The sequence below is a fragment of the Pseudoxanthomonas sp. J35 genome, assembly GCF_000513995.1.
Lineage (GTDB): Bacteria > Pseudomonadota > Gammaproteobacteria > Xanthomonadales > Xanthomonadaceae > Pseudoxanthomonas.
This window is the reverse complement of the sequence record NZ_KI911337.1, coordinates 35045-61964: the sequence shown is the minus strand read 5'-3', so window position 1 is coordinate 61964 and position 26920 is coordinate 35045. Positions and strand designations below refer to the sequence as shown.

General features: G+C 72.0%; 23 protein-coding genes. 5 read left to right on the top strand and 18 right to left on the bottom strand.

Annotated elements, in window-relative coordinates; all coding sequences use genetic code 11:
• Positions 1 to 2 precede the first annotated feature (2 nt).
• Positions 3 to 1166 (bottom strand): putative peptide maturation dehydrogenase, encoded by a 1164-nt coding sequence (locus tag PSEJ35_RS0114525; RefSeq protein ID WP_028918412.1) that lies wholly within the window; start codon positions 1164 to 1166, stop codon positions 3 to 5.
• Between the two features lie 174 nt (positions 1167 to 1340).
• Here PSEJ35_RS0114525 and PSEJ35_RS0114520 point away from each other — a divergent pair, with 174 nt between their 5' ends.
• On the top strand, positions 1341 to 1679 hold the full coding sequence (locus PSEJ35_RS0114520) for an NHLP-related RiPP peptide (protein WP_028918411.1): 339 nt from the start codon (positions 1341 to 1343) through the stop codon (positions 1677 to 1679).
• Here PSEJ35_RS0114520 and PSEJ35_RS0114515 read toward each other — a convergent pair.
• The 4 genes from PSEJ35_RS0114515 to aceB form a co-directional block, all read right to left on the bottom strand.
• Entirely contained in the window at positions 1634 to 4249 is a 2616-nt protein-coding gene (locus tag PSEJ35_RS0114515) for a putative peptide modification system cyclase (protein ID WP_028918410.1), read from the bottom strand. The genes PSEJ35_RS0114520 and PSEJ35_RS0114515 overlap by 46 nt on opposite strands.
• Before the next feature lie 12 nt (positions 4250 to 4261).
• Positions 4262 to 5302 carry a GGDEF domain-containing protein gene (locus PSEJ35_RS0114510; protein ID WP_028918409.1) on the bottom strand — a complete coding sequence of 347 codons (1041 nt, stop codon included), beginning with the start codon at positions 5300 to 5302 and terminating at the stop codon, positions 4262 to 4264.
• Between the two features lie 358 nt (positions 5303 to 5660).
• Positions 5661 to 6953 carry an isocitrate lyase gene (aceA, locus tag PSEJ35_RS0114505; protein WP_028918408.1) on the bottom strand — a complete coding sequence of 431 codons (1293 nt, stop codon included), beginning with the start codon at positions 6951 to 6953 and terminating at the stop codon, positions 5661 to 5663.
• A gap of 76 nt (positions 6954 to 7029) precedes the next feature.
• Entirely contained in the window at positions 7030 to 8712 is a 1683-nt protein-coding gene (gene aceB / locus PSEJ35_RS0114500; protein WP_028918407.1) for a malate synthase A, read from the bottom strand.
• A gap of 116 nt (positions 8713 to 8828) precedes the next feature.
• On the opposite strand from aceB, the gene PSEJ35_RS0114495 reads away from it, so the two are divergent.
• Positions 8829 to 9791: a LysR family transcriptional regulator gene (locus PSEJ35_RS0114495; protein WP_028918406.1), complete on the top strand. Its 963-nt coding sequence runs from the start codon at positions 8829 to 8831 to the stop codon at positions 9789 to 9791.
• 76 nt (positions 9792 to 9867) lie between these two features.
• Here PSEJ35_RS0114495 and lepB read toward each other — a convergent pair whose 3' ends face one another.
• The 7 genes from lepB to PSEJ35_RS0114455 form a co-directional block, all read right to left on the bottom strand.
• Positions 9868 to 10509: a signal peptidase I gene (lepB, locus tag PSEJ35_RS16415; RefSeq protein ID WP_051412711.1), complete on the bottom strand. Its 642-nt coding sequence runs from the start codon at positions 10507 to 10509 to the stop codon at positions 9868 to 9870.
• Positions 10510 to 10610: 101 nt separating this feature from the next.
• A complete protein-coding gene (locus tag PSEJ35_RS0114485; RefSeq protein WP_028918405.1) occupies positions 10611 to 10991 on the bottom strand; it encodes a VOC family protein in 381 nt (126 codons plus the stop codon).
• A 20-nt stretch (positions 10992 to 11011) separates the two neighbouring features.
• The gene (locus tag PSEJ35_RS0114480) at positions 11012 to 12136 is read right to left on the bottom strand and encodes a PQQ-dependent sugar dehydrogenase (RefSeq protein ID WP_037083484.1); all 1125 of its coding nucleotides are present in this window, start codon (positions 12134 to 12136) and stop codon (positions 11012 to 11014) included.
• 73 nt (positions 12137 to 12209) lie between these two features.
• The gene (locus PSEJ35_RS0114475; RefSeq protein ID WP_028918403.1) at positions 12210 to 13637 is read right to left on the bottom strand and encodes a deoxyribodipyrimidine photo-lyase; all 1428 of its coding nucleotides are present in this window, start codon (positions 13635 to 13637) and stop codon (positions 12210 to 12212) included.
• 12 nt (positions 13638 to 13649) lie between these two features.
• On the bottom strand, positions 13650 to 14255 hold the full coding sequence (locus tag PSEJ35_RS0114470) for a lysophospholipid acyltransferase family protein (RefSeq protein ID WP_028918402.1): 606 nt from the start codon (positions 14253 to 14255) through the stop codon (positions 13650 to 13652).
• Between the two features lies 1 nt (position 14256).
• Positions 14257 to 14688: an alternative ribosome rescue aminoacyl-tRNA hydrolase ArfB gene (gene arfB / locus PSEJ35_RS0114465; RefSeq protein WP_028918401.1), complete on the bottom strand. Its 432-nt coding sequence runs from the start codon at positions 14686 to 14688 to the stop codon at positions 14257 to 14259.
• 328 nt (positions 14689 to 15016) lie between these two features.
• A complete protein-coding gene (locus PSEJ35_RS0114455; RefSeq protein ID WP_232207683.1) occupies positions 15017 to 15733 on the bottom strand; it encodes a pseudouridine synthase in 717 nt (238 codons plus the stop codon).
• A gap of 84 nt (positions 15734 to 15817) precedes the next feature.
• On the opposite strand from PSEJ35_RS0114455, the gene PSEJ35_RS0114450 reads away from it, so the two are divergent.
• On the top strand, positions 15818 to 18637 hold the full coding sequence (locus PSEJ35_RS0114450; protein ID WP_028918399.1) for a pitrilysin family protein: 2820 nt from the start codon (positions 15818 to 15820) through the stop codon (positions 18635 to 18637).
• 115 nt (positions 18638 to 18752) lie between these two features.
• On the opposite strand, the gene ubiB is transcribed toward PSEJ35_RS0114450, so the two are convergent.
• The 5 genes from ubiB to oleC form a co-directional block, all read right to left on the bottom strand.
• On the bottom strand, positions 18753 to 20411 hold the full coding sequence (ubiB, locus tag PSEJ35_RS0114445) for a ubiquinone biosynthesis regulatory protein kinase UbiB (protein WP_028918398.1): 1659 nt from the start codon (positions 20409 to 20411) through the stop codon (positions 18753 to 18755).
• Positions 20408 to 21037: an SCP2 sterol-binding domain-containing protein gene (locus PSEJ35_RS0114440; protein WP_028918397.1), complete on the bottom strand. Its 630-nt coding sequence runs from the start codon at positions 21035 to 21037 to the stop codon at positions 20408 to 20410. Before PSEJ35_RS0114440 ends, ubiB begins: the two co-directional genes overlap by 4 nt.
• A 154-nt stretch (positions 21038 to 21191) precedes the next feature.
• Positions 21192 to 21350 carry a DUF1328 domain-containing protein gene (locus tag PSEJ35_RS17075; RefSeq protein ID WP_024868921.1) on the bottom strand — a complete coding sequence of 53 codons (159 nt, stop codon included), beginning with the start codon at positions 21348 to 21350 and terminating at the stop codon, positions 21192 to 21194.
• A gap of 68 nt (positions 21351 to 21418) precedes the next feature.
• Entirely contained in the window at positions 21419 to 22426 is a 1008-nt protein-coding gene (oleD, locus tag PSEJ35_RS0114430; RefSeq protein WP_028918396.1) for a 2-alkyl-3-oxoalkanoate reductase, read from the bottom strand.
• Positions 22423 to 24090, bottom strand: coding sequence for an olefin beta-lactone synthetase (gene oleC / locus PSEJ35_RS0114425; protein ID WP_037083481.1), 1668 nt, complete (start codon positions 24088 to 24090; stop codon positions 22423 to 22425). Before oleC ends, oleD begins: the two co-directional genes overlap by 4 nt.
• A 321-nt stretch (positions 24091 to 24411) precedes the next feature.
• On the opposite strand from oleC, the gene PSEJ35_RS0114420 reads away from it, so the two are divergent.
• The gene (locus tag PSEJ35_RS0114420) at positions 24412 to 24834 is read left to right on the top strand and encodes a YkgJ family cysteine cluster protein (RefSeq protein WP_028918394.1); all 423 of its coding nucleotides are present in this window, start codon (positions 24412 to 24414) and stop codon (positions 24832 to 24834) included.
• Between the two features lie 225 nt (positions 24835 to 25059).
• On the opposite strand, the gene PSEJ35_RS0114415 is transcribed toward PSEJ35_RS0114420, so the two are convergent.
• On the bottom strand, positions 25060 to 25986 hold the full coding sequence (locus tag PSEJ35_RS0114415; RefSeq protein ID WP_028918393.1) for an alpha/beta fold hydrolase: 927 nt from the start codon (positions 25984 to 25986) through the stop codon (positions 25060 to 25062).
• Positions 25987 to 26121: 135 nt separating this feature from the next.
• Between PSEJ35_RS0114415 and PSEJ35_RS0114410 the strand changes: the two genes are divergently transcribed.
• Positions 26122 to 26850, top strand: coding sequence for a UPF0149 family protein (locus PSEJ35_RS0114410; protein WP_028918392.1), 729 nt, complete (start codon positions 26122 to 26124; stop codon positions 26848 to 26850).
• Positions 26851 to 26920: the final 70 nt, after the last annotated feature.

Sequence of the window (26920 nt, the reverse complement as noted above, 5' to 3'; positions counted from 1 at the left end):
CGTCACGGCTGCCAGACCGCCGCGCCCGGATCCAGCTCCATCGTCTCCATCGTCGCGGCGCGCCAGCCGAAGCCGCACACCGCCAGCACGCCTTCGCGCAGCGGATCCAGGCCCAGCGCGCGTTCCAGTGGCTGTTCGTTGATCGCCGCGGTGATGTACGCCGCCAGGCCCGCGTCGGTCGCCGCCAGGTACAGCAGCTGCGAAAGATGCCCCGCCTCCAGCGTGACCACGCGCAGCCCCTTGGGATGGCGGCGGTACTTCCAGAAGTGGCGGTCGTAGCGCGGGGCGAGGATCGCCATCGCGTGCGCGTTGGCGAACCAGTGCTGGCGCGCCACCGCCTCCAGCGCCAGGTCGGCCAGCGGCCGGCCCGGCGACGGCAACGGGCGCAATGCATGCCGCACCGGATGGTAGTGGTACAGGCCCGGCACCACGCCCTCGACGTTCTGCACCAGCAGATAGGCCTCCACCGGATGCAGGCCGCCGCCGGAGGGGCAGTTCTTCTTCAGGAACACCGTGTCGGCGGTGACTTCCATCTTCCCGTGCGCGGCGAACACGCGCTCGAGGACCTGCGCGAACAGCGTCCGTGGCAGCGGGCGGGCGGTGTCGAAGTTGCGGCAGGTGACGCGGCGCGAGAGCAGCGCGTCGAAGTCGCCGCGCGCCGCGCGCGGCAGCTGCAGCAACGCATCGTCTTCCGGCACCGGCACTGCCGGCGGCGGCGCGCCGAACAGTTCGCGTACCTCCTCGATGGTCACCGTGCCGGTGTCCTCCATCGACCGCACCGCGTCGGCGTCCTCCCAGCGGGTGAAGGCGTGCATGGTGGCCGCCAGCGGATCCCAGTGCACCTCGCGCAGCGCTTCCTCGCGTTGGCGCATCGCCGCATGCCGCTTGCCGCTGCCCAGTACCAGCCCTTCGCGCAGCAGCCGTGGCAGCGCCTTGCGCGCGTCCCCGTCGAGCGTGGCGCGGTCCACCCAGCGCTCCGCGCTCAACCGGCCGAGCAGTTCGCGTTCGCGCGCGTCGAGTTCCACTTCCCGTGCGAGGTGCGGCGCCAGCGCCAGCCAGCGCATGCGGCTGGCCAGGCCGTCGCCACCGCGCAGCACATCCGCCAGGTCGAACTCCACGTCCTCGCGGGGCTCGATGTAGAGCACCCGGCACCGCCGCACGCGCATCCGCGCCTCCCCGTTCTCCGTTACCCGTCCGGCATCACGTTCGCGCCGCGGACACCCCGCCGACAGCCTGCGCGATCGGCTCCGCCGCCGCAACGCGGCCGCCCTTGTGGGCGGCCGGCGCGGCCGCTAGATTGCGGGAGCGGCCCATTCCGGGACGTTCCTGGGGAAACCATCATGGCAACGAAGAAGGCTGGCAGCCGCGTGCCGCTGGATCCGAAGGTGGCGCGCAAGTTCCTGGACAAGCTGGGCACGGACAACGAGTTCCGGCGCCTGTTCAAGAAGGATCCGAAGGCCGCGCTGGTGGCGTCCGGCTACAAGGTCGCCAAGGGCGACGCCGCCGGTGAAGCCGCGCTGGAGCAGCTGGCCGTGTGCCTGCGCGTGGAGCGGATCGCGCCGAAGGCGGCCATCGCCAGCGCGCGCTCGTCGCTGGAGGCGATGCTCGGTTCGGGCGTGGGCATGACCCCGAATCAGTTGAATGCGGCCAGCACCGCTTCCCTGCGCCGCCTCAAGTAATCGGGCAGGCGCTCGGCCGGCCACGCACTGTCGAACCGCTCCAGTTCCGCGGCCGCGTCCTTCGCCCTGGCGGAGGACGCGAGCAGCTCGGCGCTTTCGAGGTGGCTGACGACGGTATCGAATACGTTCAAGGCCTGCTGGCAGCGCCCGCAGCCGGGTTCCACGTAGCTGCGGCCGCGGTGCGCGGCGAGCCAGCGCGATTCGCGCAGGCTGCGCGCGGTGTCGCCGCGGGCGCGGTACGCCTCCAGCAGGATGCGGTGCGCCTGCACCGGTTCGGCGCCGTCCAGCGCCGGTTCCAGCAGCGCGATCGCCTGCGCGGCGTCGCCTTCGGCCAGCCGTTGCCCGGCCTGCACGGCGAGGTACAGCTTCGCCGGCGGCAGGTCGCCGCTGGTATGGGGCTGGCCCTTGAGCCGGCGCAGCACTTCGCCGGACAGGCGGGTGTCGCCGATGCGCTGCGCCAGCAGCGCGCCGACCAGCACCGCGTAGGCGGAGTCCAGCACGTCAGGTAGCGGGGCGGCCTCGTCCCCGGTGCGCGCCAGCAGCGGTTCCACGGCCTGGCGTAGCGCGTCGCGGGCATGCGGGCGGCCGCCCAGCACCTGCACGCTGGCCAGCATCAGCTGGCCGATCTGGTTGCGTACGCTGCCGGGCTCGGTGGCCGCCAGCTGCCGGCGCATCTCCTCGATCGCGCCGTCCCAGTCGCCCTGGTCGAGCAGGATGCTGGCGTGGTCGAAATAGGCCACGTCCTGGGTCGGCTGCCGGTTCCACGCCTCGTGCGCGCGGTCGAACTCGCGCCGCGCCGCCAGCGCGATCGCGCGGCCGACCGGCGCGTTCCTGACCCCGCCTTCCTGCGCGGCGGCGAAGGCCTCGGCGGCCTTGCCCGGGTTCTCCAGGCCCAGGTGCAGCTGCCCGACCAGCGCCATCGACAGCGCCGCGAATTCGCTCTGCGGGTCGGTGGCGCGCATCGCGTAGTCCATCGCGTCGGCGTAGCGCCGCGCCGACAGCAGGCCGTAGCCGACGTTGGCGTAGGCCGGGAAGAAGTCCGGGTACAGCTCGCTCATCTGCCGCCACTTGTCGAGCGCGTCCGCCGGCGCGGTCAGCTGCGCGTTCCAGGCATCCAGGTACAGCTGCTCGCGCGGCGGCAGGCGGTTCTTGTGCGCCATCGCCTCGCGCAGGCTTGCGAGGGCTTCGTCGCGTTTCACCTGGGCATTGGCCGCGCGCAGCAGGCCGACGTAGGCCAGGGCGAAATCCGGATCCAATTCGACCGCGCGGGCGTAGAAGCCGGCGGCCTTCTCGTACTCCGAGTTGCCGAAGGCCTGCTGGCCAAGCGCGTAGGCGCGCAGCGCGTCGATGTTGGACGTGCTCACGTCCGGCAGCGGCGCCGAATCGCGCTGGATCGAGGCCAGGCTCTCGCCCATCGCGTTGCGCAGCGAGGCGGTGACCTGGTCGATCGAGCGCAGCGCCGATTCCAGGCCGCGGCCGTCGGCCGATTCGGCCGCCAGGGTGCGCTGGGTGCGCGGATCGACGATCTCGGCGCTGAAGCGCACGCGCCCGCCCACTTCCGCCACCGTCGGCAGGATCAGCAGACGCGCGCCGTCGCGCTGGGCGACTTCCGAGCCGATGGCGCGATCCACCCTGGTCGCCGCCGGGTCGCGCTGCATCCGCGCCAGGGTATCGCGGACCTTCAGGTCGCTGAGCACGTTGACGTAGCGCGACTGCTCCAGGCTGATCCGGAACGCCTGCTGCAGCGAATCGTCCAGCACGGTCTGGCCGGTGAGGTTGCGCAGGTCGCCGACCACCACCCAGTCGCGTTCGGCGAAGGCGATCGCCGGCTGCGGGCGGGTCACCGCCCAGATGGCGACCGCCACGCCGGCCACCAGCACCACCTCGGCGACCAGCGCCATCGGCCGTCGCCATGCCGGCAGGTCGCGGCGCGCCTTGGAGTCGCCGCGCGGCATGCGCAGCGGCGCCAGCCCCGGCTCGCCAACCTCGTGCACTTCCTGCACGCCGGGCACGCCCTTGAAATGCCAGCGCCCGTGCGTGCGCCACTGCAGCGTGGCGCCGCGTTCGCCCAGTTCGCGCGCGGCGCGGCGCACCAGCGGTTCGGCCACCGACGACAGCAGGATCTGCCCCGGCCGCGCCAGCTGCATCAGCCGCGCGGCGAACGGCTTGGCCAGGCCTTCCACTTCCACCGGCTTGGCCCCGGCGCTGACCGCTTCCTCGCTGTTGCGCCACACCAGCAGCTCGCCGACGTGCAGGCCGGAACGCGCCAGCAGCGGGCCGACGCGGTGCGCCTGGCCCAGCGCGTCCAGGCCGCGGCGGTAGTCCAGGGCGAAGCCGAGCCCGTCCAGCGGGCGCTCGAACAGCAGCAGCATGCCGTCGGAGCGGTCGATCAGGCGGCCGCGCCAGCGGTGCTGCAGTTCCAGCACCAGCTGGTCGTGGTCGCGGAACAGCGCCGCGGCCGCCGAATCACCCAGCCGCTCGACCAGCTGCGTGGATTCGCACAGGTCGGTCAGCAGCAGGGTCCGCAGCTGCGGGGAATCGGTGTCGTGATGGTGCGGCTGGCCATCCATCGGCGTCCGCCCTCATGCCATCGCGGGCGGTGGGGTTTCGTCCATCCAGAAAGCGCGGTTGCCGCCCAGGCGCTTGGCCTCGTAGAGGGCGGCATCGGCGCGCGCGTACCAGTCGTTCCAGTCGCGCTCCGGCTCGACCAGGCAGGCGCCAACGCTGACCGGGCAGATCGTCGGCACCGTCTGCTGCAGTTTCAGCAGGCTGCGCGTGGTGGAAACGATGAATTCGGCGTAGCGCATGACCTCGTCGCGGCCCTGCGCCGAGACCAGCAGGCAGAACTCGTCGCCGCCGAGCCGGCACGGCACGTCCTCGGCGCCGGCGACCGAGCGCAGGATGCCGGCCACGTTCTGCAGCACGCGGTCGCCGACCAGGTGGCCGTGGTCGTCGTTGACCTGCTTGAAGCGGTCGCAGTCCACCAGCACCAGGCCCATCGGCTTGTCCATGCCCAGCCGGCGGCATTCCTGCATGTGCAGGGTCAGGCCGCGGCGGTTGTACAGGCCGGTGAGCTCGTCGGTGCGGATCAGCTCCTCGGTCTGGTTGAGCTGGTGGGTAGTGGCGTAGAGGTTGTCCAGGGCCGTTTCCAGGTCCTGGTTGCGGCGCCGCAGCTGGCGGATCAGGCCCTGCTCGTTGAGCACCACGCGGGTGATGGAACGGCGCAGGAACTGCGCGACCAGCGCCGGATCGCGGTCGACCAGCTGCTGGAACTCGCCCTGGCCCAGTTCGTACAGGCGCCCGTCCTGGATGCAGGCCGCGTCGGCGCTGCGGGTGTGCTCGCCGATCAGCAGGCCCAGTTCGCCGAAGAATTCCTGCGGACCCAGCTGCTTGGTCGCCAGGTCGTTGCCGAAGTCCAGTTCGACCCGGCCGCTGGCGATGACATACATGAGTTCGCCGGGGTCGCCGCGGCGGAACAGGCGCTCCCCGGCACGCATGGCCCGTTCGCGGCCGACCGCCGCGAACAGTCCGGCCTCGCACGCCGACAGGGTGGCGTTGCCGCCACCGGGCGCTTCCTGCTCCACTGTCTGGCGGACTTTGCGCGCCACGCCCTCGCTGGACATCTCGCGGCTCCCTGACCCGGCCCCCCCCAGGTGAGCGGCGAGCATAGCATCGCGGCGGGCGGGGGTCAGGGCGGCCGCGGCGGCGGCCCACCCGGCCCGGGGATGGGCCAGGATCGCGGCCTGCGGCGCGCCGCGGCGCCTCTCCGGCACGCGCGTGCGGGGATTCTGGAAACGCTGCATGGGTGCCCTGCCAAGGCGCCGGCAGTGCCGGCCTCACCCTGCATAAGACGGAAACCGGCAGAAAAGCGGCCGCGGCAGGGCCGCAGCCGTGCACAGATGCGGTTGCGCCCCCCTCTCCCGGCGCAACCGCAGGGGCGACCGGTCCTCCCCCAAGGACCGGCCGCCCCCTTGGACCGGGTCAGGCCGCGGCCTTGTCCTGGAACTGCTCTTCCTCGGTCGAGCCCTTCAGCGCGGTGGTCGAGGACTGGCCCTGCTGGATGGTCTGGGTCACCGCGTCGAAGTAGCCGGTACCGACCTCGCGCTGGTGCTTGACCGCGGTGAAGCCCTTGTCGGCGGCGGCGAACTCGGCCTCCTGCAGCTCCACGAAGGCGCTCATCTGGTTGCGGGCGTAGCCGTAGGCCAGGTTGAACATGGAGTAGTTCAGGGCGTGGAAACCGGCCAGGGTGATGAACTGGAACTTGTAGCCGTAGCTGGCGATTTCCTTCTGGAACTTCGCGATGGTCGCGTCGTCCAGGTTCTTCTTCCAGTTGAAGCTCGGCGAGCAGTTGTAGGCCAGCATCTTGCCCGGATACTTGGCGTGGATCGCCTCGGCGAACTTGCGGGCGAACTCCAGGTCCGGCTTGCCGGTCTCGCACCAGACCAGGTCGGCGTACGGAGCGTAGGCCAGGCCGCGGGCGATCGACTGCTCCAGGCCGTTCCTGACGCGGTAGAAGCCCTCGACGGTGCGCTCGCCGGTGCAGAACGGCCGGTCGTTCTCGTCGATGTCCGAAGTCAGCAGGTCGGCGGCCTCGGCGTCGGTGCGGGCGACCAGCAGAGTCGGCACGCCCATCACGTCGGCGGCCAGGCGCGCGGCGTTGAGCTTCTCGACCGCCTCGCGGGTCGGCACCAGTACCTTGCCGCCCATGTGGCCGCACTTCTTCACCGAGGCCAGCTGGTCCTCGAAGTGCACGCCGGCGGCGCCGGCCTCGATCATCGCCTTCATCAGCTCGAAGGCGTTGAGCACGCCGCCGAAGCCGGCCTCGGCGTCGGCCACGATCGGCTGCAGGAAGTCGATGCTGTCGTCGCCCTCGGCGTGATGCAGCTGGTCGGCGCGCAGCAGCGCGTTGTTGATGCGCTTGACCACCGCCGGCACCGAGTCGGCCGGGTACAGCGACTGGTCCGGGTACATCTGGCCGGCCAGGTTGGCGTCGGCGGCGACCTGCCAGCCGGACAGGTAGATCGCCTTCAGGCCGGCCTTGACCTGCTGCATGGCCTGGTTGCCGGTCAGCGCGCCCAGCGCGTTGACGAAGTCCAGCTCGTGCAGGTAGCGCCACAGCTTCTCGGCGCCGATGCGGGCGATCGAGTGCTCCACGGGGATGGTGCCACGCAGGCGGACCACGTCCTCGGCGGTGTAGTTGCGGGTGATGCCGGCCCAGCGCGGGTCGGTGTTCCATTCGTGCTGGATCTGCTCGGCGGTCTTCAGCGTGCTCATGGTGCTTCTCCGTGGGACGTCGTGTTGCTGCGGCTATGGCGGGATGCGCGGCCCGGGCATCCGGGCCGGCGCGGAATCAGTCGATGCGGGCGTAGGCCGGCAGGGTCAGGAACTCGACCAGCTGGCAGGCGCGGGTCAGTTCGTCGAGCAGGGCGATGGCCTCGGGGATGCGCGCGCCGCCCGGCAGGGTGGCGGTGTCGCCGAGGCGGCCCGGCAGCGCGGCCAGGGTGCGTTCGAACAGGGCGAAGTCGATCACCGTGCCGTCGGCCAGGTGCACCGGGCTGCCGTCGGCGTGGCAGCCGCGCGGGTCGGAGTGGTGCAGCCACTGCCACAGCTGGGCGCGGGCGATCTCGGCGGTGGCCGCGTCCTCCATCAGGTAATGGATCGGCACGCAGCCGTTGCCGTCCAGCCACGAGGCCAGGTAGCGCACGCAGACCTCGACGTTGTTCTCGAAGCCCTCGCGGGTGATGGTGCCCTCGCACGGCCGGATCAGGTCGTCGCGGGTCACCTGCACGTCCTCGCGCAGCACGTGGTGCTGGTTGGGGGTGGGCATGTGCGCGTCGAACACCGCGCGCGCCACCGGGATCAGCGCCGGGTGCGCGACCCAGGTGCCGTCGTGGCCGGCGCTGACCTCGCGCAGCTTGTCGGCGCGGACGCGGGCCAGGGCCTGCTCGTTGGCGGCCTCGTCGTGGTTGATCGGGATCTGCGCGGCCATGCCGCCCATGGCATGGGCGCCGCGGCGGTGGCAGGTGCGGATCAGCAGCTCCGAGTAGGCCTTCAGGAACGGCTGGGTCATGGTCACCTGGCCGCGCTCGGGCAGGACCTTGTCGGCATGGGCGCGGAAGGTCTTCAGGTACGAGAAGATGTAGTCCCAGCGCCCGCAGTTCAGGCCGACGATGCGGTCCTTCAGCGCGTACAGGATCTCGTCCATCTCGAACACGGCCGGCAGGGTCTCGATCAGCACCGTGACCTTCATCTGCCCGTGCGGCAGGCCCAGGAAGGCCTCCACGTGCGACAGCGCGGCCTCCCACAGCGCCGCCTCCTCCATCGACTGCAGCTTGGGCAGGTAGAAGTACGGGCCGCGGTCGTTGGCCATCAGCGTGCGCGCGTTGTGGAAGGCGAACACGGCCATGTCGAACAGGCCGCCGGCGATCGGCTCGCCGTCCACGCGCACGTGCTTCTCGTCCAGGTGCCAGCCGCGCGGGCGCACGATCAGCACGGCACGCTCCTCGTACGGGCGCAGGCGGTACTGCTTGCCGTTGTCGGCGTCGAAGCTGAGGGTGCCCTCGACCGCGGCGGCCAGCGCGCGCTGGCCGGCCAGCAGGTTGCGCCAGGTCGGCGAGGTCGAGTCCTCGAAGTCGGCCATGTAGCAGTTGGCGCCGGAGTTCAGCGCGTTGATCACCATCTTCGGGTCGACCGGGCCGGTGATCTCCACGCGGCGGTCCTGCAGCGCGGCCGGGATCGGCGCGACCTTCCAGTCGCCGGCGCGGATCCCGGCGGTGTCGGCGCGGAAGTCCGGCAGGCCGCCGGCGTCGAAGAAGGCCTGGCGCTCGCGGCGGGCGGCCAGGCGCGCGCGGCGCTCCGGCTCGATCGCCCGGTGCAGCGAGACGAGCAGGCCCAGCAGCGGAGCCGGCAGCACCTGTTCCTGCCCGGCGACGCGCTCGGTCAGGCTGAGACCGGCGGCGCGCGGGGAGGCGACGTCGGCGGCGCGGCTGGCCGGACGGATCGGGGTCGGGATGGCACTGGCGGTGGCGGACATGGCGGGCTCCTACTGCTCGGTACGGATGCCCACGCTGCGCTGCGTCAAATTATTTGACAACTAAGATATTGCAATGTAATTCATAAGATCAGCTAATAGGCTTGCACAACCATCCCATGGCGCCGTCCGCAAGTCCGCGATTTCCTTACAAATCCGACAAGCTCAAGCCGCTGCGCGCGTTCTGCCAGACGGTCCGGCTGGGGTCGGTCTCACGGGCCGCGGACGCGCTTTTCGTCAGCCAGCCCGCCATCACCCTGCAGCTGCAGGCGCTGGAACGGGACCTGGGCGTGCGCCTGCTGGAGCGCAACGGCCGGCGCCTGACCCCCACCCGTGAGGGCGAGGTGCTGTACGAGATGGCCCTGCCCCTGGTCGAGCAGCTCGACGGGCTGGAGGCGGACTTCCAGGAGCGGGTGCGCGGGCTGGAGGCCGGCGAGCTGAAGATCGCCGCCAACAGCTCGACCATCCTCTACCTGCTGCCGAAGATCGTGGAGGCCTTCCGCGCCCGCCATCCCGAGGTGCGCCTGGCCCTGCACAACGTGGTTACCAGCGAAGGCACCGAGCTGCTGCGCGAGGACGCGGTGGACCTGGTGGTCGGCACCCTGCTCGACGTGCCGGCCGACCTCAGCTACGAGGCCGCCTACCGCTTCGAGCAGCTGCTGGTCGCCCCGCCCGGCCATCCGCTGCTGCGCAAGCCGCGGCTGGAGCTGGCCGACCTCGCCGAATACCCGCTGATCCTGCCGCCGAAACGGCAGATCACCTGGCGCCTGGTCGACCTGGTGCTGCAGCAGAACCGGGTGCCGTACACGGTGGCGCTGGAGGTCAGCGGCTGGGACGTGATCAAGCAGTACGTGGCGATGGGCATGGGCGTCTCGATCGTGCCGTCGATCTGCCTGGGCGAGGGCGACCGCGACCGCCTGGCCTCGCGCTCGCTGTCGGCGTTCTTCCCCTCGCGCAGCTACGGCGTGGTGGTGCGCAAGGGCCGCGTGCTGTCGCCGCAGGCGCGGGCCTTCATCGCCCTGATCAAGCCCGACCTGCTGGCTCCGCGCGAGTACGACCAGGCGGGGCATTCGGAGCGCTAGTCCCCGCCTGCGGCCACCTCGCGCCGCCGTCCGGAGGTTCCTGGCCAGGGTATCTTCTTCGGCGCGGGAACCGGCGTCAGAGCCGCTGCCAGCCCAGGCCCTCGCCGCGGCGCCAGTAGACCGCCACCGCGCGGCCGTAGATCGCGTCGGCGTCGACGAAGCCGAAGTAGCGGCCGTCGAGGCTGTCGCCGCGATGGTCGCCCAGCACCAGCACCTTGCCTTCGGGCACGACCACGCCGGGGATGTCCGGGCCGCCGCCGTCGGCCAGGTCGAGCCAGGCGGTGCGCCCGCCGAACACTTCCGGGCCCTCGCCGCGTCCGGCGTCGGCCGCCAGCGGCCGGCCATTGATCGTCAGGCGGCCGTTGCGCAGCACCACGCGGTCACCGGCCACGGCGACCACGCGCTTGATCAGGCGCGCGCCGTCGCGCGGCGAGTCGAACACGGCCACGTCGCCGCGCTGCGGCACGTCGCGCTCCAGCAGCACCAGGCGGGTGAACGGCACCCGCAGGCCGTAGGCGCTCATGTCGACCACCACCCGGTCGCCTGGCGCCAGGGTCGGCTGCATCGAGCCGCTGGGCACGTAATAGTGGTTGGCGAAGGACGCGCGCGCGGTGCCCAGCAGGAGCAGCATCGCCACGATCGGCAGCGCCTCGCGGCGCAGCCACGAGCGCACGCGGAACGCGCGGGTTCCGCCCTCCTTCGTCTGCGTTGCTTCCATCGCCGGCCTCCGGGGATCCAGGGCCTACGCTAGCGCCGCCCCGGCCGCCGATCCATATGACCGATGGCAGGGCCCGCAGGCCCACCCCGGGGCAGTCCGGCCTAGCGCACCTCCTCCATGAGGCCGACCAGGTTGCCGTCGGGATCGCGCAGGAAGGCGGTCCACAGCGCGTGGTCGGGCATGCGCGCGGCCAGCTGCGGCCCGCGCTCGCCGGTCGCCCCGCGCGCCAGCATCGCCGCGTGGGTGGCGGCGATGTCGCGGACGCGGAAGTACAGGATCGAGTTGGCGCCGGCGGCGCCGGCGCCCTGCCGGGTGGTCAGCATGATCCGCGCCCCGTCCGCATCGAGGAAGGCCAGCCCGGGCCCGGCGCGGAACGGGAACGGAAGGCCGAGCACGTCGCGGTAGAAGCCCAGTGCGAGGTCGACGTCCGCCACGGTCACCGCGACCTGGCGCATGCCCTGCACCACGTTGCCGGTGTCCATGCCCGCCTCCCGCGTGCGCCTCAGGGGCGCGGTTCGAGCCGGAACAGCCGGCCCTGCGCGCCGCGGGTGCCGTCCTCCAGCAGCCAGATCGTGCCGTCCGGGCCCTGCTCCACCTCGCGGATGCGCGTGCCCATGTCGTAGCGTTCGGCCTCGCGCGCGCGGTCGCCGTCGAAGGCCACCCGCACCAGGCTCTGCGAGGACAGGCCGCCGATCAGGCCGCTGCCGGTCCAGCCCGGATAGCGGTCGCCGCTGTAGATGACGAAGCCGGCCGGCGAGATCACCGGCGTCCAGCTCACCACCGGCGCGCGGTACTGCGGCCGGGTGGAATGGTCCGGGATCGGCCTGCCGTCGTAGTGGTCGCCCTCGGAGACGATCGGATAGCCGTAGTTGGCGCCCTTTTCGATCAGGTTGAGCTCGTCGCCCCCCTTCGGGCCCATCTCGTGCACCCACAGCCGGCCGTCGCCATCGAAGGCGATGCCGAGCATGTTGCGGTGGCCCAGCGACCACACCTGCGCGGCGATATCGCCCTGCCCGGCGAAGGGGTTGTCCGGCGGCACGCTGCCGTCGTCGCGCAGGCGCACGATCTTGCCCAGGTTCGACCCCATGTCCTGTGCCGGATCGAACTTCTGCCGTTCGCTGGAGGTGATCCACAGCATGCCGTCGCGGTCGAAGGCGATGCGGTGGCCGTAGTGGCCCTGGCCGGCGACCTTGGGGAACTGGCGCCAGATCACCTGCAGGTCCTCCAGCGCGTTGCCGTCGAGGTCCAGGCGCGCACGTGCGACCGCGGCGCCGGCGGTGTCGCCCTCGCCCGGCTCGGCGAAGCTCAGGTAGACCCAGCCGTTCTCCGCGAAGCGCGGATGCAGCACGACGTCGCTGAAGCCGCCCTGCCCGCCATAGGCCACCTTGGGCACGCCGGCGATCTCCGTGCGCCCGCCGGTCTTCGTGTCCACCACCAGCAGGCGCCCGGCCTTCTCGCTGACCAGCAGGCGGCCGTCGGGCAGGAAGGTCATCGCCCACGGTTCCTCGAAGCGTGCGACTTCCCGTTCGACGAAGGGCTTGGCGGCCGGCGCCGGCTGCGCCTGCACGGCGGCGGCGATGCCGAGCAGCAGGGCGGAAACGGAAGCGGTCAGGGCGGAGGTGCGCATGGCGGGCATCCCGGAAGTCGAAGACGCCCGGATGCTACCGGCTGCGGGTAAGCGCGTCGTGAGCGCGACGCGCTCAGCGGCCTTCGCGCAGCCGGGCGAAGGCATCCAGCGCGGCCTGCCGGCCGGCCGCCAGGTCCACCTGCGGCCGCGACGGGTAATCCGGGGCGAAGCGGCGCAGCAGCTGCGGATGCTCCCACGGCGCGAAGCGCGCCGCGGCCGGCAGCGCCGCCAGTTCCGGCACCCAGCGCGCGATGTAGGCACCGTCCGGATCGAACCGGCGCGCCTGCAGCACCGGGTTGAACACGCGGAAGTACGGCGCCGCGTCCACGCCGGTGCCGGCGGTCCATTGCCAGCCCTGGGTGTTGTTGGCCAGGTCGGCGTCGACCAGCGTGTCCCAGAACCAGCGCGCGCCGTGCCGCCAGTGCACGCGCAGGTGCTTGGTCAGCCAGCTGGCGACGATCATGCGCACGCGGTTGTGCATCCAGCCGGTGTGCCACAGTTCGCGCATGCCGGCGTCGACGATGGGTACGCCGGTGCGGCCGCGGCGCCACGCCTCCAGCCGCGCCGGCGATGGCGGCGACCACTCGAAGCCCGCGAAGCGCGGATCCAGGTCCTGGTCGACCGCGTGCGGATGGTGGTGCAGCACGTGGTGGGCGAACTCGCGCCAGCCCAGTTCGGCGAGGAAACGCTCACGGCCGGCCGGGTCGTCGCCGGTGGCGGCGAGCACCCCGGCAGCCACGCGCGCCACCGAGACCTCGCCGAAGTGCAGGTGTGGCGACAGCCGCGAGGTGCCTTCCAGGTCGGCGCGGTCGCGCGCATCGGCGTAGCCGTCCAGCACCTGCCCGACGAACTTCGCCAGCGCCTGCCGCGCGCCGGCCTCGCCCGGGGTGAAGCGCTGCCAGAAGCCCGCGTCCCACGCCGGCCGTGGTGCCGCGATCACGCCGTCGAGCTCGACGCCGTGCGGCGCGCCGGCCTCGTCCGGCGACGGCAACCTTGCCGGTGCATCCCAGAGCCGCGGCGTACGCCAGGCCGCGCGCGCGGCCTTCCAGAACGGCGTGTACACACGGTACGGATCGCCCTGCTTCGTCGCCACGTCCCAGGGCTCGAACAGCAGCGCGCCGTTGAAGCTCTCCGCATGCAGGCCGGCTTCGCGCAGCGCGCGCTTGATCCGCGCATCGCGTTGCTCGGCCGCCGGCTCGTAGCGGCGCGTCCACAGCACCGCCTCGGCGCCGGTGAGCGCGGCCAGCGCCTGCAGCGTGCCCAGGGTCGGGCCGTGCAGCAGGACCAGCCGCGAGCCGCGACGCTCGAGTTCCACCGCCAGCGCGGCCAGCGAACGCCGCCGCCACGCATCGGACGCGGCGCCCGGCGCCCATTCGCCTTCCTCCGACGGCGCGTGGATGTAGACGGGGATCGGCAGCCAGCCGCGGTCGAGCGCGGCACGCAGGGCCGGCTGGTCGTCCAGGCGCAGGTCGTCGCGGAACCAGACCAGGGCGGCGGCCATGCGCGGTCTCCGCTAGACCGTCCCGCGGTTCTTGCCCTGCCAGGGCCGGTACCACTCGCGCACCGCGGCCATGTCGGCCTCCATGTCGCCGGTGGTGTGGAACAGCGGGCCGAAGCCGATGATCTTCTCCGGGTAGTGGAAGTAGGTCATCAGCACCGGCACCTGCGCGCCATCGGCGATCTTCCAGAAGCCGCGCTTCCATTCGTTGACCGCCTTGCGCGTGCCTTCCGGCGCGACCACGAACCACATCCGCTCGCTGTTGCGGACCAGCTCGATGGCCTGCTCGACCACGCCCTGCGGGCGGCTGCGGTCCACCGGGATCACCCCCAGCCGGCGCAGCACGATCGACAGCGGCCACCAGAACAGCTGCGCCTTGCCGAGCACGCGGATGTCCACGCCGAGGGCCATCTTCGCGGCCATGCCCCAGATCCCGTCCCAGTTGGACGAGTGCGGCGCGGCGATCACCACCAGCCGTGACACCGGCGGGATGGTGCCGACCACGCGCCAGCCGCCCAGGCGCAGCACGCTGCGGCCCAGCCAGCGGCTGAAGCGGTTGCGCGCCGGCAGCTGCGGCATTTCCGCCGGGATTTCCGGCAGCAGGGAAACGTCTTCGCTCATGTCAGTCCCAGTTGCGCGTGCCGCGCCCGCGCTTGATCTCGGCGCGTTCGCGCTTGCCCTGCAGTCGCCGCTGCCTGGACGCGCGGGTCGGTTTGGTCTCGATGCGCCGCTTGGGCACGGCCAGCCCGGCGGCGACGAACGCGGCCAGCCGCTCGCGCGCGTCCTGGCGGTTGCGCTCCTGGGTACGGTAGCGCTGCGCGTCGATCACCAGCACGCCGTCGTCGGTGAGCCGGCGGTCGCGGCGGGCGAGCAGGCGCGCGCGCAGCGGTTCGGGCAGCGAGGGCGAGCCGGCGACGTCGAAGCGCAGCTCGACCGCGCTGGAGACCTTGTTGACGTTCTGCCCGCCGGCGCCGCTGGCGCGCACGAAACGCTCGACGATCTCCGTTTCCGGGATCGCCAGCGTAGGGGTGACCTGGATGGCGTCCGCGGGCATGGCAGGATTGTACGGGAGCCGGGAGGCGTCCCGCCGTGCCCGGACCATGGCCACCGGGTGCGCCCTGGAGACCACGCTCGGGCCGATGCGGCGGCTGCTCACCTGGGAGGTGATGCGCCCGCTGCAGGTGGAGATCTACCAGGAAACCTACGAGGCCGAGGACGTGGAGGCCATCATCGCCTTCTGCGAACCCGGCCGGGCAGCGCCTGCTGGAGCGGCAGCCGCCGCTGGTGCAGACCCTGATGCAGGCCAGCATGAAGGCCGCCGAACCGGAGCTGGCCCGCTTCCGCGAGGAAATGGCCAGGATGTCCGCGCAGTGGCGCAGGCCCTAGCCCCCAGCGCTGGAGCCTGCCACCGGCAGGTTCCAGCCGAACAGCTCCATCGCCCGGGCGAACTCGCCGGACACCGGTGCCTCCACCTCCATCCGCGCGCCGGTGTGCGGATGCGGGAGGCCCAGCCGCCAGGCGTGCAGCAGCATGCGGTGCACGCCGCGCATGCGGAACTGGCGGTTGTGGCGGCCGTCGCCGTGGCTGGTATCGCCGACCAGGTGGTGCGAGGCGTGCTTGAGGTGGCGGCGGATCTGGCGGAAGCGGCCGGTCACCGGCTCGCATTCCAGCAAGGCGTAGCGCGAGGTCGGGAAGCCGGCCGAGGGCACCGGCAGTTCGCCGGTGGCCAGGCGGCGGAAGCGGGTGACCGCCGGCTTCTTCTGCGGCTTGCCCGGGCCGCCATCGAGCGGGCGGTCGATGGTGAACGCCGCCTCCGGCCAGCCGCGGCACACCGCCAGGTAGCGCTTGTCCAGCTGCTGGGCCATCACCGCCTTGCCCAGCGCCGAGGCGCTGTCGCGGTCGAAGGCCAGCAGCAGGCAGCCGCTGGTGGCGCGGTCCAGGCGGTGGACCAGGAAGATCGGGCGGCCGAACTGCGCGCGCAGGCGGTCGGCGGCGAAGTCGGTCTCGTCGGCCGCCAGCACGCTGCCGTGCACCATCAACCCGGCGGGCTTGTCGACCACCGCCAGCCACGCGTCCTCGTACAGCACCGGCAACTGCATCCGTCCTGACTCCTGCATCGTTCCATCGCTTCTGCGACACTCCGGCGGCCGGCAGCATCGCCGGCAGCCCATTGGAGACCACGGATGATCCCCAGCAAGCCGATTCTCGCATTCACGCTGGCCCTGGCACTGGCACTGGCCCTGCCCGGCACGCAGGCATGCGCCAGCACCAGTATTCCCGCCCTGCCCAAGGGCGTGGTCGCAGGCCCCAGCATCGAAGGCATCAGCGAGTACACCCTGGCCAACGGCCTGCGCGTGCTGCTGTTCCCCGACCCGACCAAGCCGACGGTGACCGTCAACCTCACCTACGGCGTCGGCTCGGCGCACGAAGGCTACGGCCAGGCCGGCATGGCCCACCTGCTCGAGCACCTGCTGTTCAAGGGCACGCCCACCCACGCCGACATCAGCGGCGAGATGAAGCGCCGCGGCATCACCTTCAACGGCACCACCTCGTTCGACCGCACCAACTATTTCGCCTCATTCCCGGCCAACGACGACACCCTGGCCTGGGTGCTGGGCATGGAAGCGGACCGCATGGTCAATTCGCGCGTGGCCCGCTCCGACCTGGACAGCGAGATGACCGTCGTCCGCAACGAACTGGAGTCCGGCGAGAACAACCCGGCCAACGTGCTGATGACGCGCGTGCGCTCGACCGCCTACCTCTGGCACAACTACGGCAACATGCCCATCGGCGCGCGCTCGGACGTCGAAGGCCTGCGCATCGAGGAACTGCAGGCGTTCTACCGGACCTGGTACCGGCCGGACAACGCCACCCTGATCATCGCCGGGCGCATCGATCCGGCCGCGACCCTGGCCAGGGTGCAGGCCGCGTTCGGCAAGGTGCGCAAGCCGGACGCGCCGCTGCCGCGCTTCCCGACCGTCGAGCCGGCACAGGACGGCGAACGCACGGTGCTGGTGCGCCGCGTGGGCGACATGAACCTGGTGGCCACCGCCTACCACATCCCGGCGCTCACCCATGCCGACAGCGCCCCGCTGCAGGTGCTGGGCAACGTGCTCGGCCACAGCCCGGGCGGGCGGCTGCACCGCGCCCTGGTGGACCCGCGCATCGCCGCGGCCGCGGGCGCCAGCGCCAGCGCCGGCGCCCAGCCGGGCCTGTTCAGCGCGGTGGCGCTGCAGCCGCGCAGCGGCGACGCGGCGAAGATGGAGGAGGTGCTGCTGGGCCAGCTGGAACGGCTGGCCAGCGAGCCGGTCACCGCCGAAGAGGTCGCGCAGGCGCAGCAGCGCCTCGCCAACGGCTTCGACCTGTACTTCACCAACGTCAACGCGGTAGGCGTCGGCCTGTCCGAGTACGTCGCCGCCGGCGACTGGCGCCTGCTGTTCACCAGCCGCGACGCGATCGCCAGGGTCACCGCCGAGGATGTCAACCGCGTGGCGGCGCAGTACCTGCGCGCGAGCAACCGCACCCTCGGCCGCTTCATCCCCACCGACGCACCGGACCGCGTCGAGGTGCCGGTTGCGCCGCCGGCGGCCAGCGTGGTCGCCGGCTACACCGGCCGCGCCGCGGTCGACGCCGGCGAGCATTTCGAGCCGACACCGGCGAACATCGAGGCGCGCACCCGCCGCTTCACCATCGGCGACGGCCTGAAGGTGGCGCTGCTGCCCAAGCGCACCCGCGGTGGCACGGTGGTGGTGGACGCAAGCTTCCGCTTCGGCGACGTCGACAGCCTGACCGGCCGCGACGCGGCCGCGAGCCTGGCCGGCTCGATGCTGATGCGCGGCGCGCGCGGCCTGGACCGCGTGCAGATCGACCGGCAGCTGGAAGCGCTGCAGACCAAGGGCGGCGTCAGCGGCAGCCTGCAGGGCGCCGGCATGTCGCTGCTGAGCCGGCGCGAGCAGCTGCCCGAGGCGCTGGCGCTGATGGCCAGGCTGCTGCGCGAACCGGCCTTCCCGGAGGACGAGTTCGAGCAGCTGAAGCTGCAGGCGATCACCGGCCTGGAAGCCGCACGCAAGGAACCCGGCAGCATCGTCTCCCAGGCGATGGCGCTGCACTTCGACCCGTGGCCGGCCGGGCATCCGCTGCGCGCGCGCAGCCTGGACGAGTCGCTGGCCGAGCTGAAGGCGCTCAGGCGCGAGGACCTGGTCGCCGTCCACCGCGACTTCTACGGCACCACCCAAGGCGAGATCGCCATCGTCGGCGACTTCGACGCCGAGGTGATCGAAGCGCGGCTGCGCGAGCTGTTCGCCGGCTGGGCCAGCCCCAGGCCGTACGCGCCGATCCCGACCCGCTACCACGCGGTGGCCCCGGTGGAGTCGAAGCTGCCGGCGCCGGACAAGCCCAACGCGGTGTTCCTGGCCCGCCACAACATCGCCCTGCGCGTGACCGACGAGGACTACCCGGCGCTGTTCGTGGCCAACCGCATCTTCGGCGGCAGCGCGATGGCCTCGCGCCTGGGCGAGCGCATCCGCCAGAAGGAAGGGCTCAGCTACGGCGTGGGCAGCTCGGTCAACGCCGACGACAGCCTGGACGGCCAGGACGACGCCGGCAGCTTCATCATCCAGGCCATCGCCGCGCCGCAGAACGTGGACAGGGTGCACAAGGCGGTGCGCGAAGAACTGGCGCGGCTGGTCGCCGAAGGCATCACCGCCGAGGAGCTGCGCGACGCGGTGTCCGGCCTGCTGACCGAACGCGAGCAGGCCCGCGCCAGCGACGGCCGCATCGCCAGCATGCTGCAGGACCAACTGTACTTCGGCCGCACCATGCAGTTCACCGCCGACATGGACGCCAAGTACCGGGCGCTGACGGTCGAGCAGGTCAACGCGGCGATCCGCCGCCACCTGGATCCGGCCAGGCTGAGCGTGTTCGTGGCCGGCGACTTCGATGCGGCGGCGAAGGCTTCGGCCGCTGAAAGGACCGCCGAACCGGCCGCCACACCGCAGGGCTGAGTCGTGCGGCAACCGCCCGCTCCATCGCCAATGCGATGGAGCGGGCCAGAGCCAGTAACGCAAAGGCCGCCGTGGCAATGCCGCGGCGGCCTTCCTGCATCCCCGCCCGGGTCTCTCAGCGCCGCGGCAGCGCGGCCAGGATCGCCCAGAGGCCGCCGGCGCCGGCGATCCACGCCGACAGCGGCACGCCCAGCAGGCGCGGCCCGCCGGCTTCCAGCGCGTACAGCACCGCGGCCACCAGCAGCAGGCCGCTGCCGAGGATCGCGGCGACCGAGCGCCGCTGCATCGTCTTCAGCGTGCGCGCCATCTCCGCCAGCTCGCGCGAATGGATGTCGGTGCGGTGGTTCCCTTCGACCTGCTGCTCCAGCCAGGCGTGCACCAGGCGCGGCATGTCCGGGGCGCGGGTGATCAGTTCCGGCGCGCGTTTGCCGAACTCGCGCAGCAGCCGGCGCGGGCTGTAGCGCTCGCGCAGGATGCGCTCCAGCACCGGCTGCGCCACCGCCCAGATGTCCAGGCGCGGGTCGAGCAGGCGGCCGACGCCCTCGATGTTAAGCAGGGTCTTCTGCAGCAGGATCAGCTGCGGTTGCAGGGTCAGCTCGTAGCGCTGCGCGGTGCGGAACAGCTTGGCCAGCACCTCGCCCAGCGGCACCTCGCTCAGCGGCCGGGTGAAGTACGGTTCGCACACCGCGCGCGCCGCCGCCTCCAGCTCGTCGATGCGCACCGTGGACGGCATCCAGCCCGCTTCCACGTGCAGCTCGGCGATGCGCCGGTAGTCCTTGCGGAAGATGGCCATGAAGTTCTCGGCCAGGTAGTACTGGTCCTGCGGCGAGAGCTGGCCGACGATGCCGAAGTCCAGCACCACGAAGCGTGGATCGGTACGGCGCGCAGGGTCGTCGTCGACCCAGATGTTGCCGGCGTGCGCGTCGGCGTGGAAGAAGTTGTCGCGGAACACCTGGGTGTAGAACACCCGCACGCCCTTGGCCGCGAGCACCTTGCGGTCGATCCCGGCCGCGTCCAGCGCGACGATGTCGTCGGAGGGGATGCCGCTGACCCGTTCCATGGTCAGCACGCGCTCGGCGCTGTGCGACCAGATCACCTCCGGCACGTACAGGTCCGGCGAGTCCTTCCAAAGCCGGCGCATCACGGAGGCGTTGGCGCCCTCGCGCTGCAGGTCCAGTTCGGCGGCGAGCGTGGCCTCGATCTCGTCCACCACCAGCTGCGGGCGGATCTTGTCGGCGTTGGGATGGGCGCGATCGACCAGCGACGCCAGCGAGCGCAGCAGGGCGATGTCGGCGGCGATCTGCTTCTCGATGCCCGGACGCAGCACCTTGACCACCACCTCGCGGCCGTCGCGCAGGCGCGCGGCGTGGACCTGGGCGATGGAGGCGGAGGCCAGCGGCACGGTGTCGAAGCGGGCGAAGGCGGCCTCCACCGGCTGGCCAAGCGCGCGCTCGACGATGCCGCGCGCGGCCTCGCCGTCGAACGGCGCGACCTGGTCCTGCAGCAGCGCCAGCTCGACGGCGATGTCGGCCGGCACCAGGTCGCGGCGGGTGGAGAGGATCTGCCCGAACTTGACGAAGATCGGGCCCAGCTCCTGCAGCGCCAGGCGCAGGCGCGCGCCGCGCGGCAACGCGGCCACGCTGGCCGAGGCGCGCGGCACGAACGGCTTGCCCAGGCGCAGCCAGGGGCCGGCGGGGGTGTCGTCGAGGAGTTCGTCCAGGCGGTAACGCAGGACCACCCGGCCGATGCGCCAGGCGCGCAGCGCGGCCCTCATGGTGCCGGCTCCACGCGCGGCAGCCGCGCGATCCGCGCGGCCAGGCGTTCGACGTCGTCGCGCAGCGCATCGACCTCGTCGTTGAACGCGGCCACCTCGTCGCGCGCGACCAGGTCGCGCGATTCCTCGGTGAGGTATTCGGCGCTGGAACGGGCCACGCCGGCGGCGGTATCGCGCGCGCCTCGCAGTGCGGCGCCCACGGCGTTGGCGACCTGCACCCCGAGCACCTCGCCGAAGGCGGCGACGAACGGCTGCTGCCAGTCGGGCTGGAAACGCGCGGCCAGCTGCTGCAGCCCCCGCGCCAGTTCGGCGTCGCCGGCCACGTGCAGGCGCCCCTTCGGCCGCGACCGCGCATTGGCGAAGAACGGCAGCTGCGCCAGCAGCCCGCCGATCGTGCCGCGCACCGCCAGGTCGACTTCGCGCAGCGGCGGGCCGACCTGCAGGTAGCCGCCGTGCACGGCGATGTCCAGGGCCAGCGGTGGCGACTCCAGGGCCAGTGACACGCGCCGGCCGTCCAGCCGCGACAGGGCATCGCAGGTGTCCGGGTCCAGTGCGAGCGCGCGGTTCAGCGCCGCTTCCAGGGCGCGTCCGGCCAGCGGCTTGAGGGCATCGAGGGGCGTGGGCATGCGCGCATTCTACCGGCCTGGACGGTGCCGGCGCCCGGCCATCAGCGCAAAGGGAAGCGGGCGGGAACTCCTTCCCGCCCGCTTCGATGGCTTCCTTTCCTGCCGCCCGCGGGCGTCCCGGTTGCGGGGGCTACAGCTCCAGGACGGTCGGCGGCTAGACCTTGCGGCCGCGCAGCAGCGAGATGGCGCCCAGGACCAGGAAGACGACGAACAGGATCCAGGCGATGTTGGTCGCCGCGCCGGCGATGCCGCTGAAGCCCAGCAGCGCGGCGATGACGGCGATGACGAAGAAAACGACGGCGTAATGCAGCATGGGGGCATCCCTCGGTGAACGCCTCTGCGGGGCGGGTGCCGAGGATGTTGCGTGCTGCCTGGTCGTGATCAGGTGACGGCGGCGCGCTCGCGCCATGCAGCCTTCAGCCTCGTGAGTCCCTCGTCAAAGGACACCTTGGGCACGTAGCCGAAATCGCGCCGCGCCGGCTCCATGCTGTACCAGTGCGTGGTGCTCAGCTGCTCGGCGAGGAAGCGCGTCATCGGCGGTTCGCCGCGCAGGCGCAGCAGCGGCCACAGCTTCTCGCACACCGCGCCGATCCGGTACGCGGCCTTGAACGAAAGATGCCTCTCCACCGGCGGCGCACCGGCCGCGGCCAGCAGCAGGTTGAGCACCTCGCGGATCGGCCTGGGCTCGCCGTTGGAGATGAAGTAGGCGCGCCCGGCGCAGGCGGCGCCCGGTGCGAGATGCTCGAACGCGTCGAAGTGCGCCTGCGCGGCGTTGTCGATGTAGGTGGTGTCGACCAGGTTGTCGCCGCTGCCGACGATGCGCAGGCGGCCGGCGTGCGAACGCTCGACCAGGCGCGGCAGGATCTGCTGGTCGCCGGGGCCCCAGATCAGGCGCGGGCGCAGCGCGACCACCGCCAGGCGGGCGTCGTTGGCGGCCAGCACTTCCTGTTCGGCGATGGCCTTGGTCGCCGCGTACGGCGCCTGGAAATCCTCGCCGTAGGGCACTTCGTCCGCGCCCAGCCCTTCGACCGGATGGGTGGCGCGATGGGTAACGCTGGGCGTGGAGGTATAGACCAGGCGGCCGATGCCGTGTTCGCGGCAGGCGGCCAGCACGTTGCGCGTGCCGGCGATGTTGGCCTGGAAGTAGCTGTCGTAGCTGCCCCAGGCGCCGGCCTTGGCGGCGTTGTGGAACACCGCGTCCATGCCGGCGGCGGCATGCATCACCGCGTGCGCGTCGGCGAGGTCGCCGCGCACCTGGCCCACACCCATGGCCGCCAGTTCCGGCGAATGCCGGCGCTGGAAACTCACCACCTCGTGGCCGCGTTCGCGCAGGCCGCGGCACAGCGCCTGGCCGAGGAAACCGCCGCCGCCGGTGACCAGGATCCTCATGCGTTGCCTCCAGGCTGGGTGGCGGCCCAGGCGGCCAGCTTCTCGCGACCGATCTTGGCGTTGTGGCGGATGTCGACCGGGAAGGCCGGATGGCGCAGGAAACGGTCGATGCGTGCGGCGGCGGCGTGCGGCTTGGCCAGCGCGCGCAGTTCGCGCTCGATGCGCGCGAACTCGCCTGCCGGCACGCCGTCGGCCAGCTCCACGCATAGCACCGGCAGCTGCCGCCCGGCTTCGCCGACGCCGACCAGCGCGGTGCGGCGCACCTGCGGATGCACGTTGAACACCGGCTCGACCTGCTCGGTGTAGAGCGGGCCGTCGACCGCTTCCACGCGCTGGGTCTTGCGTCCGCAGAACCACAGCCGGCCTTCGCCGTCGAAGTAGCCGACGTCGCCCATGCGATGGACGATGCGCTCGCCGCCGTCGGCCAGGATCTCGCGGATCTTGGCCGCGCGCGTGGCCGCTTCGCGGTTGAAGTAGCTGTCGGTGGCGGTGGGACCGGCGACCGTGATCTCGCCGACCTGTCCGGGGGGCAGCTCGCGCACGCCGCTCCAGTCGTCGATCGGTGCATCGTCGATGGCGATGATGCGCACCTCGTTCGGCGGCACCGGGCGGCCGACGCAGGTGCCGGCGCCGGCCTCGGTGGCCGCACGCGTCTGCTGCAGCTCGCGGCCTTCGATCACCGCGACCGGCAGGCATTCGGTGGCGCCGTACGGCGTCCAGAACTGCGCCTGTTCCGGCAGCAGCGCGCGGATCCTGCCGACCACCTCCGGCGGCACTGGCGCGCCGGCCGAGGTGACGCGACGCAGCGTCGGCAGCGGCTCCCCGTATTCGGCCAGGACCCGGATCAGCGCCGGCGAGCCGAACAGCTGGCTCACGCCGAAGCGGCGGATGGCATCGTGCAGGCGCACCGGATCGGCCTGCGCCGGGCGCGTGGGATCCATGTCCGGGATCACCGAGGTCAGGCCCAGCGCCGGGTCGAACAGCGCGAACGGCGGGAAGGTCGGCAGGTCGACGCCGCCCGGTTCGATGCCGAAGGCCTCGCGCATCATCGCGATCTGCGCGACGAAATGGCGGTGGCGGTAGACCACGCCCTTGGGCACGCCGGTCGAGCCGCTGGTGAACAGGATCGCGGCCACGTCGTCCGGCGCGGTGTCGGCCAGCTGCGGCCCGGCGCCGGCGCCTTCGCGCTCGACCTTGGCCAGCGTGGTCCCACCCCAGCCCCAGCGCCGACCGACGGTGACCAGCCGGTCCGCCGACTTCGCCCAGCCCAGCAGGCGCCGCGCCAGGTGCGCCAGCGGGATGCCGATGAAGGCCTCGGCCTGCGCCTCGTCCAGGCACTGCTTCAGCGCGCGCCTGTCGATGCCCGGATCGACCAGCACCGGGACGGCGCCAGCCTTGAACAGGGCGAACATCAGCAGGAAGAACTCCGGCGACGGCCGCACCATCACCACGGTGCGCATGCCGCGGCCGATGCCGCGCCTGGCCAGGCCGGCGGCGATGGCGTCGCTGCGCGCATCCAGGGCGCGGTAGTCCAGGACCACGTCGTAGGCGGCCGGACCGTTGCCGGCGCTGCGCCGGCCGGGGCAGCGGATCGCGGGCTGGTCCGGGCGTTCGGCAGCCAGCCGCGGCAACGCGGCGGCGATGTTGCAGGGAGTGGAAGGCATGCGGGGATTATCGCCGATGGGAGCGGGTGGCCGGTCCCGCGCCGCGTACGGATGCCGCAGCCCGGGTGAGAGAAGCGCACCGCGCCGCTGCAGCGCCAGGGCGCTGGCGAGCCATGCCGCATCGCCCAGGCGCTGCGGAGGCGTCGCCCGACGACGTTCCCCGGATGCGGCCTGCGGCCTTGTCCGGGCTACATGGGACCGCCCGGCGGAAACGTCGGGAGCGCGCGCGGGGAACGGTCCTGCACGTCTACAACGCGTACGGCAGATGCGGCAGAATCGCCACTCATCCCCGCTCCGCCGCCGCGCAAGGCCCGGCCCCCCATGCATCCCTGCCTCACCTGTGGCGCCTGCTGCACCCAGTACCGCGTCGCCTTCCACTGGATGGAATCGGACGAGTTCACCCAGGGCGGGGTCCCGGCGCATCTGACCGAACGCGTGGATGCGCACCGCCTGTGCATGCAGGGCACCTACGCGCCGCCGATCCGCTGCGTGGCCCTGGACGCGGAGATCGGGGTGTACTCGCGCTGCAGCATCCATCCGAACCGGCCGTCGGTGTGCCGCGAGGTGGATGCGTCCTGGGAATTCGGCGTGGCCAGCTCGCAATGCGACCGCGCCCGCATCGCCCACGGCCTGCCGCCGCTGACCGCCGCCGACTGGCGCTGGCGCGAAGCGGACAACGACGACGACCATCCGGACGACAGCGGCAACAGCCCATCGCCGCCGGTCACGCCGATCGCGGCGTAGAAACCAGGGACGTGGGTGCCGCCGTGTAGAGCGGGGCTCGCCCCGCTGCTTTTGCACGACATCGACTCGCACGCGCGGGAGTCGGGCAAGCCCGACTCTACGGGGCAGGCGTGGCTTCACTGCGGCGGATGAGGGCGCCGCCCTGTAGAGCGGGGCTTGCCCCGCTGCTTTTCGCGCCGGCCGGGCCACCAGGCGTGGGAGTCGGGCAAGCCCGACTCTACGGGGTCACAGGGGGTTGGCGTCGAGGAAGACGCGGATCGCCGGCACCAGCACCTCGTGCCTGTCCTCCAGCACGTAGTGGCCGGCGTCCTCGAAGGCATGCACCTGCGCGCGCGGCAGGTCGGCGCGGAAGCGCTCGAGGAAGTGGTGGTCGAACACGAAGTCCTTCAGGCCCCAGCCGATGAAGGCCGGGCGGTCGGCGAAGGACGGCAGCGCCCTGCCCGCCGCTTCCAGCAGCGGCCACGCCCGGTCCTTCGGAGACAGCGGGATGTCCTGCATGAAGCGGATCGTGGAGATGCGGTTCTTCCACGAGTCGTACGGCGCCACGTAGGCGCGGCGCACGTCGGCGGGCATCCTGCGCTCCACGCCGAAGTAGGAGGCGCCGGCCGAGAACGCATTGAACGCGCGGATCACCACCTCGCCGATGAAGTAGTCGCGGCCCAGCGCGATCTGCCAGGGCATCTTCTTCGCCGCCGGCATCGGGAACGCGGCGGTGTTGAGGATCACCAGACGCTTGACCTGCGCGGCGTGCTTCAGCGCCCAGCCGAAGCCGATCATCCCGCCCCAGTCGTGCACCGCCAGGGTCACCGGGGTGGCATCGTCGACGCCGGCATGGCGCAGCAGCGCCTCCAGGTCGTCCACGCGCGACTGCAGGGTGTAGTCGTAGCGCGGCTTGGAGGCCAGGTAGTCGTCCGGCTTGTCCGACAGGCCCATGCCGACGTGGTCCGGCACGATGCAGCGGTACTGCTTGCCGGAAGCGGGGTCGGAGAGCCCGGCCACGAGGGTGCGCCAGTAGTAGCTCCACGACGGGTTGCCGTGCAGCATCACCACCACCTCGCCGTCGCGCGGGCCCTCGTCCAGGTAGGACATGTGGATGCCGGGACGGACTTCGAAGCGGCGGGGATGCTCGGGGTAGCCGGGGAACTGGGACACGGGCGGCGGGTTGGCGCGGAAACCGCGCATTGTAGGCCAGTGCGGCCCGCCGTCGGCCGGCGCGCGGAGCCAGCAGGCGCGCCTTCGCCGCCGCCAGGGACTACCATGCACACCCCATCTGATCCCCGCACGACCATGGCCACGCCCCCGCCCTACCTCGACGACGCGCAGATCGAACGGCTCTCCAGCCTCCTCGAGCAGCGCGCCGTGCCCTTCCGCGGCTTCAACCTGGAGGCGCTGGACGGCTTCCTCTCGGCGTTGGTGGTGGCGCCCTCGCCGGTGCCGCCGGAGGAATGGCAGCTGCTGGTCTGGGGCGGCAAGGCGCCCAAGTGGAACAGCCCGGAAGAGGCGGAAGAGGTCCAGGCGCTGCTGCAGGGCCACTGGAACATGTGCGCGGCCCGCGCGCGCGCCGGCGAGGACGGCCTGCCCGACCACCTGATGCCGCTGATGTGGCTGCCGGAAGACCCGGAGGAAGGCGAGGAAGCGCTGCCCGAGGACGAACTGGACGTCGGCCGCGAGTGGGCGCTGGGCTTCTTCGAGGGCGTGGCCCTGCGCGAGGACGGCTGGGACCGGTGGCTGGAAGAGCACGACTGGATCGCCGACATCTTCGACCTGCTCGAGCGCCTGGCCACCGGCGAGATCGTCGACCCGGAAAACCCCGACAGGGCGCCTACGCCGTTGCCCTACCGCGAGCGCCTGGACATCGTGATGGACCTGCCGGCGATGCTGGCCGACCTCAACCACCACCACTTCGAGGAACTGACCCCGCGCACGCCGATCCGCCGCGAGGACGGCCCCGGCCGCAACGAGCCCTGCCCCTGTGGCAGCGGGAAGAAGTACAAGAAGTGCTGCGGGGCCGGCTGAGCGCGCCACTGGAACCGACCTGGCGCGGCGGTCGCGATCCTGGGAATTCCGGCGAGGCGACCGGGGTGGG

What these genes read in the sequence shown, in the direction of transcription:
- PSEJ35_RS0114525 (WP_028918412.1), bottom strand. Translation starts at nt 1,166, where the DNA reads ATGCGCGTGCGGCGGTGCCGGGTGCTCTACATCGAGCCCCGCGAGGAC.
- PSEJ35_RS0114420 (WP_028918394.1), top strand. Translation starts at nt 24,412, where the DNA reads ATGCATCCCTGCCTCACCTGTGGCGCCTGCTGCACCCAGTACCGCGTC.
- oleC (WP_037083481.1), bottom strand. Translation starts at nt 24,090, where the DNA reads ATGCCTTCCACTCCCTGCAACATCGCCGCCGCGTTGCCGCGGCTGGCT.
- PSEJ35_RS0114495 (WP_028918406.1), top strand. Translation starts at nt 8,829, where the DNA reads ATGGCGCCGTCCGCAAGTCCGCGATTTCCTTACAAATCCGACAAGCTC.
- PSEJ35_RS0114455 (WP_232207683.1), bottom strand. Translation starts at nt 15,733, where the DNA reads ATGCAGTTGCCGGTGCTGTACGAGGACGCGTGGCTGGCGGTGGTCGAC.
- arfB (WP_028918401.1), bottom strand. Translation starts at nt 14,688, where the DNA reads ATGCCCGCGGACGCCATCCAGGTCACCCCTACGCTGGCGATCCCGGAA.
- PSEJ35_RS0114480 (WP_037083484.1), bottom strand. Translation starts at nt 12,136, where the DNA reads ATGCGCACCTCCGCCCTGACCGCTTCCGTTTCCGCCCTGCTGCTCGGC.
- PSEJ35_RS0114470 (WP_028918402.1), bottom strand. Translation starts at nt 14,255, where the DNA reads ATGAGCGAAGACGTTTCCCTGCTGCCGGAAATCCCGGCGGAAATGCCG.
- aceB (WP_028918407.1), bottom strand. Translation starts at nt 8,712, where the DNA reads ATGTCCGCCACCGCCAGTGCCATCCCGACCCCGATCCGTCCGGCCAGC.
- ubiB (WP_028918398.1), bottom strand. Translation starts at nt 20,411, where the DNA reads ATGAGGGCCGCGCTGCGCGCCTGGCGCATCGGCCGGGTGGTCCTGCGT.
- PSEJ35_RS0114515 (WP_028918410.1), bottom strand. Translation starts at nt 4,249, where the DNA reads ATGGATGGCCAGCCGCACCATCACGACACCGATTCCCCGCAGCTGCGG.
- PSEJ35_RS0114450 (WP_028918399.1), top strand. Translation starts at nt 15,818, where the DNA reads ATGATCCCCAGCAAGCCGATTCTCGCATTCACGCTGGCCCTGGCACTG.
- PSEJ35_RS0114510 (WP_028918409.1), bottom strand. Translation starts at nt 5,302, where the DNA reads ATGTCCAGCGAGGGCGTGGCGCGCAAAGTCCGCCAGACAGTGGAGCAG.
- oleD (WP_028918396.1), bottom strand. Translation starts at nt 22,426, where the DNA reads ATGAGGATCCTGGTCACCGGCGGCGGCGGTTTCCTCGGCCAGGCGCTG.
- PSEJ35_RS0114485 (WP_028918405.1), bottom strand. Translation starts at nt 10,991, where the DNA reads ATGGACACCGGCAACGTGGTGCAGGGCATGCGCCAGGTCGCGGTGACC.
- PSEJ35_RS17075 (WP_024868921.1), bottom strand. Translation starts at nt 21,350, where the DNA reads ATGCTGCATTACGCCGTCGTTTTCTTCGTCATCGCCGTCATCGCCGCG.
- PSEJ35_RS0114410 (WP_028918392.1), top strand. Translation starts at nt 26,122, where the DNA reads ATGGCCACGCCCCCGCCCTACCTCGACGACGCGCAGATCGAACGGCTC.
- PSEJ35_RS0114440 (WP_028918397.1), bottom strand. Translation starts at nt 21,037, where the DNA reads ATGCCCACGCCCCTCGATGCCCTCAAGCCGCTGGCCGGACGCGCCCTG.
- aceA (WP_028918408.1), bottom strand. Translation starts at nt 6,953, where the DNA reads ATGAGCACGCTGAAGACCGCCGAGCAGATCCAGCACGAATGGAACACC.
- lepB (WP_051412711.1), bottom strand. Translation starts at nt 10,509, where the DNA reads ATGGAAGCAACGCAGACGAAGGAGGGCGGAACCCGCGCGTTCCGCGTG.
- PSEJ35_RS0114475 (WP_028918403.1), bottom strand. Translation starts at nt 13,637, where the DNA reads ATGGCCGCCGCCCTGGTCTGGTTCCGCGACGACCTGCGCCTGGACGAC.
- PSEJ35_RS0114520 (WP_028918411.1), top strand. Translation starts at nt 1,341, where the DNA reads ATGGCAACGAAGAAGGCTGGCAGCCGCGTGCCGCTGGATCCGAAGGTG.